We start from the raw sequence: 5,241 nt of genomic DNA on the forward strand, positions 1-5,241 counted from the left end.
GCCGGTGTCGTTGACGCCTGGGGACAAGGCGCCACGACACTGGTTTCCGCAACTGTCGATCAGCGTGCTGGAGCCGATGACCATCACTGAGTTGGTGGCGCGCAACCCCGAGCAGGCCTCGAACACCAACGCGCTGTTCGACCGTGTCGCCGAGGCGCGGCTCTTCGGCACCAACCTCGATCGTGGCCTGTTCCTGGCCATGCGCGATGCCGCCGACCGCGTCGGCGCTTCGCATATCATCATCGAGGACGTGATCTCCGGCGCGCTGAGCTACCGCAAGCTGTTCATCGGCGCCCGCGTCCTGGGCAGGCGCTTCGAGGCGGTAACGGCTCCGGGCGAGGCAGTCGGCGTGATGCTGCCCAATGCCAATGGCGTCGTGCTGTCGCTCACCGGCCTTCTGTCGGCCGGCCGGGTGGCGGCGATGATCAACTACACGGCCGGGCCGGCGAGCGTCACCGCGGCCGTGCGCACGGCGGTGATAAGGACCGTGATTTCGTCCCGCGCGTTCGTCGAGAAGGCCGACCTTGCCGATATCGTCGCGGCGGTCGAAAAGGGCGGCGCCAGGCTTCTCTGGCTCGAGGATGTGCGGGAGAGCGTCACCGCGCTGGACAAGCTTGCCGCCGCCTTGCTGTGGCGCTGGCCGCTGCAGCGACAGGACGCGGCCAAGCCGGCGGTGATCCTGTTCACCTCGGGCTCGGAAGGCACGCCGAAGGCAGTCGTGCTGTCGCACAAGAACCTTTACGCCAACGCCATGCAGGCTGAGGCGCGCATCACCATCTCGCCCGCCGACATCCTGCTCAACGTGCTGCCGGTGTTCCATTCGTTCGGCCTGACGGGCGGCACCATCCTGCCGCTGGTCACCGGGGTAAAACTGTTCCTCTACCCCTCGCCGCTGCACTACAAGATCATCCCCGAGGTTGCGCGCAAGGGGAAACCGACCATTATGTTCGGCACCGACACGTTCCTCGCCAACTATGCGCGTACCGCCAAGGACGGCGATTTTTCCAGCCTGCGCTTCGTCGTTGCCGGCGCCGAGGCGGTGAAGCCGGAAACCCGCCGCGTCTATCGCGAACGCTTCCAGGCCGAGATCATCGAAGGGTTCGGGCTGACAGAGGCGGCGCCGGTGGTTGCCGTCAACACGGCAATCCATGGCCGCGACGGTACCGTCGGGCGGCTGCTGCCGGCCATGCGCATGAAGCTTGAGCCGATCGAAGGCATTTCCGATGCCGGCCAATTGTGGCTCGACGGACCGAACCTGATGATGGGCTATATGACATCGGACCGCCCCGGTGAATTGCAGCCGCTGACGGGCTGGCACGACACCGGCGACATCGTCGCTGTCGACCGCGAAGGCTTCATCACCATTCGCGGCCGCGCCAAGCGCTTCGCCAAGATCGCCGGCGAGATGGTGTCGCTGGGTGCTGTCGAGATGCTGGTGCAGTCGTTGTGGCCGGAAGAACGCCATGCGGCGGTAGCGGTGCCGGACAAGAGGCGCGGCGAGCGCATTGTGCTGGTCACCACCGCCGACGACGCCAATCCCGACGAGTTGCGCAGATTCGGCAAACAAGCGGGCGCCGCCGAACTGATGGTGCCCAACGACATCGTCAAGGTCGAGGAAATCCCGGTGCTGGGTTCGGGCAAGACCGACTATGTCTCGACCCGAAAGCTGGCGATCGACAGGCTGGGGCTCGGCGTCGCGGCCTGAGTCGGATCAAGCACTTCCGCCGACCTTCTAACCTATATCCGAAGGCGGTACCTTCTCGCCCTCCAGCTTGGCGCGTTTCGAATAGGCGCGCACACTGAACGGCAGGAAGATCAGGTAGCCGGCAACCGAAGCGGTCAGCGTGTACCAGGGGTAGGTCATCAGCAGCAGTACGTAGAGCACGACACCCAGGATGATCGGCAACACCCTGTCGCCCGGGATTTTCAGGCTCTTGCCGGAATAGACCGGCAGCCGGCTGACCAGCAGGAAGGCGACCAGTATGGTAAAGCCGGTGGCGACGAAGGCCGCTGGACGACTGGGCTCCAGCCCTGTGCGCAGGAAATAGAGATAGAGCGGCAGCATCACCAGCACAGCACCAGCCGGCGCCGGCACGCCGACGAAATATTCGGACTGCCATATCGGGCGGTCGGCCTTCTCGTCGTCGAGCACGTTGAAGCGGGCGAGCCTTAGCCCGCAGGCGATGGCGAACAGCAAGGCCGCAATCCAGCCCGGCGAGCCGGCACGGTCGAGCAGGAAGGCATAAAGCACCAAAGCCGGGGCGACGCCGAAATTGACGATGTCGGCCAGCGAATCCATCTGGGCGCCGAATTTGGAGGTTGCCTTCAGCATCCGCGCCAAGCGGCCATCAATGCCGTCGAGGAAAGCGGCCAGCAGCACCATCACCACGGCCGGCTCGAAGCGGCCTTCGAAGCCGAAGCGGATGCCCGACAGACCGGCGCAGATGGCAAGCACGGTGACGAGGTTGGGCAGCACCATGCGCATCGGGATCTCGCGGATGCGCGGACCGCCGCTGGCATGGGCCTCGAACTTCTTATACTGCGTGCCCACGGCTCAGGAAATCCGCACGAGGGGTGTGCCGGCGACACCGCCGAATTCGGCCAGCACGGTTTCGCCGCCGACCGCTGTCTGGCCGACGGCAACGCGCGGCGTGGCGGTCAAGGGCAGGAAGACATCGACGCGCGAGCCGAAGCGGATCAAGCCGAAACGCTCGCCGGTGCCGATCGAGCCGCCCGCCTCGGCCCAACAGACGATCCGCCGCGCCACCAGGCCGGCGATCTGGACGGCGGCGATCGTGCCGTTGGGGCTTTCGATGACCAGGCCGTTGCGCTCGTTCTCGGTGCTGGCCTTGTCGAGTTCGGCGTTGAGGAATTTTCCGGGCCGGTGTTCGATCCTGACGATACGACCGCGTACCGGGGCGCGGTTCACGTGACAGGAAAAGACATTCATGAACACCGAGATGCGGGTCATCTCGACATTGCCGAGGCCGAGTTCGCGCGGCGGCACGGCCGGCCCGACCGCCGAGATGATGCCGTCGGCGGGGCTGACCACCAAGCGGTCGTCGACCGGCGTGACGCGCTCGGGATCGCGGAAGAAATAAACGCACCAGGCCGTCAGGATCAGACCGATCCAGAACAGGACCGAGGAGAAATAGCCGAGGAAAAGCGTCGCCGCGCCAAAGGCCGCGATGAAGGGATAGCCTTCGCGATGGATCGGTACGAACGCGTTCTTGACCGTATCGACAAGGCTCATCAGCTAAAAACAGGCTCCGTTTCAAGTCCGGCCTCAATAGCCGAAAGCCCCCCTCGCCGCAACGCAACAATCGGCGGCGCGGGCGAACGGGCAAGGGCCTGTCGCCTCAGGATAGCCGAACGCTCCGCGTTCGTGAGGTCGCGACCGGCTCGCATGCCTGTGCCACTGGCGTCAGAATTTCGAGACAATCAGCCCAGATCAGTTGGCACCATCGGCTTCGGCGCGCACAAAATGTTCTTCGATCTCAAGCCTATGGGCATCCGCCAGCGGATCTTCGGCGCCCGACCTCAAGAGCGCGCTCCCGTTGGGAGAGGACACCAAAAACAGCAGTCTACCGTCAGCAGCAACTGTCCAACTGACGACCGATCCTCCCTCGCTCGGAATCAGCATCGATGGCAAAGCAACTGCTCCTGCCGTATCAATTCCAGCCCTGCGCAAAAGAAGGTCGAGGGCTGCTGGTGCCCCGTATTCATCAGCCAGTTCGATGACTGTCGCTATTGAATCAGCGCCGACATGCGACAGCTTCAGACCGACACGTGGAGCACCTTCGCCAAGTAACTCATCAACGCTATCGACCGGTCCGAGGTCGAGTTGCAGTTCTGTACCATCAGCAGCCAGGTACTGGTATGCAGCCGCATGCGTTGGCGTGACTACGCACAAACGCACCCTGCCGGCGTTGGTTACGACCGGAAATGTCATCTGCTTCTCGCCATCTATGTCCAACATCCGTCCTTTGCCGAGCCCGAGCTTAACCTCGGGCTGCGGCAAAGCTGCACAGGCGAGCCCGATGCCCACTTCAAGTCGGCTCGTCATCACTGCTTTCAGATGGAACACCGAACGATGGCGCAATCGAGGTTCGCGCCTGGAGTTGGCCATCACAATGTCAAGAGTGGCCTCCTGGCATTCGGCATCGTCGACAATCTCCAGTTCAGGCCAGGAGGCTATCCAACCCACTGCGCGGGCAAGCATCGGGACGCTGTCTTCCTCCTTGTAAAAAAGATCGTCGAGTCCATCAAGGAAATCAGCGCGGCCACCTTCGAATCCAGTCTGTTCCTCCGCTTCCTTGGGATGTTCCCGGACCCAAGCAACCATCTGTTTCAAAATAGCTAAATGGTTTTCTGCTCGCATTCCAGCCAAAGCCAAATGCACATCCGAGGTGACTTTATCGAGGTGATCACGGTAATTGTGAATAAATTGGCTATGGCCGCCATTAGCCACTTCCATCCCGTATAGGTAAGCGTGAAAAAACTGCCTCGCTGACGGCGGTATTTCGTGATCTTTGTAGAGGCCCTGATCAAACATTGCGGTCACGAAATCCATGACTGCAGTCACGAGGTCAGCAACGTAGTTTTCCTTAGCGGCGCGCTCGACTGCTGAAAACGGGACAACAATTGAAGTCACGCGCGGACTGGCCGTCGGTTGCTCCGGCTGGTGCGCCGAAATCGTTGTCGACTGCTGCAGCCTTTTCTTTCGCGAAAAAATTCCGAACATTCCAAAGCCTTCTTACCCGGAGGAAAGCAATACCGGTAGATCAGAGTCTGTCAGCAGAATATCACTTGGAAAAGTGGATAAAAAGGCGCTTGAAATTCATTTTCACTGCGTCTTACCAATATTTTGAAGAACACTTCAACCGATAGTTTGAAGAACACTCCAAAAACTGACCTCGAGGCTTCGTCGCGAACTCAGCAAAGAGCAGCCAAACCAAAATTATCGGTTCTGTGCCTGTCGGCAGACCGCTGCCTCGCCCGTCCTTGGTGAGACAGCGCCATCATGGACCATTTGGCGATGCTGACGCACTCAACAAGGAGTCCCCTACATGCAGAAACCACCTGCCCCCCAAGCGCATCTCGTCACTGCCGGTCTCGCTTTCGGCGAGTCGCCGCGCTGGCATGACGGACGGCTGTGGCTTTGCAACTGGGGCACCGGCGAGATTATCGCCGTCGATGCCGACGGCAACCGCGAGGTCATGCTCACCGTCCCGGCTGTCC

Annotated in this window: 4 protein-coding genes; 1 reads left to right on the forward strand and 3 read right to left on the reverse strand. The window is 61.7% G+C overall.

Going from position 1 to position 5,241, the window contains the following annotated elements:
* Positions 1-1,705 (forward strand): AMP-binding protein (locus EN879_RS23410; protein ID WP_127274272.1); only part of this gene is annotated, 1,705 nt, incomplete at its 5' end.
* A gap of 27 nt (positions 1,706-1,732) precedes the next feature.
* Here EN879_RS23410 and EN879_RS23415 read toward each other — a convergent pair.
* The 3 genes from EN879_RS23415 to EN879_RS23425 form a co-directional block, all read right to left on the reverse strand.
* The gene (locus EN879_RS23415; RefSeq protein ID WP_224621703.1) at positions 1,733-2,479 is read right to left on the reverse strand and encodes a phosphatidylcholine/phosphatidylserine synthase; all 747 of its coding nucleotides are present in this window, start codon (positions 2,477-2,479) and stop codon (positions 1,733-1,735) included.
* A gap of 75 nt (positions 2,480-2,554) precedes the next feature.
* Complete coding sequence (locus tag EN879_RS23420) at positions 2,555-3,253, reverse strand: phosphatidylserine decarboxylase (RefSeq protein ID WP_013532543.1); 699 nt, start codon at positions 3,251-3,253, stop codon at positions 2,555-2,557.
* Between the two features lie 198 nt (positions 3,254-3,451).
* Entirely contained in the window at positions 3,452-4,744 is a 1,293-nt protein-coding gene (locus EN879_RS23425; protein ID WP_013532544.1) for a DUF4375 domain-containing protein, read from the reverse strand.
* Between the last annotated feature and the right edge of the window lie 497 nt (positions 4,745-5,241).

Source organism: Mesorhizobium sp. M7A.F.Ca.AU.002.02.1.1 (assembly GCF_003998535.1).
GTDB classification, from domain to species: Bacteria; Pseudomonadota; Alphaproteobacteria; order Rhizobiales; family Rhizobiaceae; genus Mesorhizobium; species Mesorhizobium ciceri.

Excerpts from the sequence above, each read along its gene's own strand:
- EN879_RS23415 (WP_224621703.1), bottom strand. The coding sequence starts at position 2,479 with ATGGTGCTGCCCAACCTCGTCACCGTGCTTGCCATCTGCGCCGGTCTG.
- EN879_RS23420 (WP_013532543.1), bottom strand. The coding sequence starts at position 3,253 with ATGAGCCTTGTCGATACGGTCAAGAACGCGTTCGTACCGATCCATCGC.
- EN879_RS23425 (WP_013532544.1), bottom strand. The coding sequence starts at position 4,744 with ATGTTCGGAATTTTTTCGCGAAAGAAAAGGCTGCAGCAGTCGACAACG.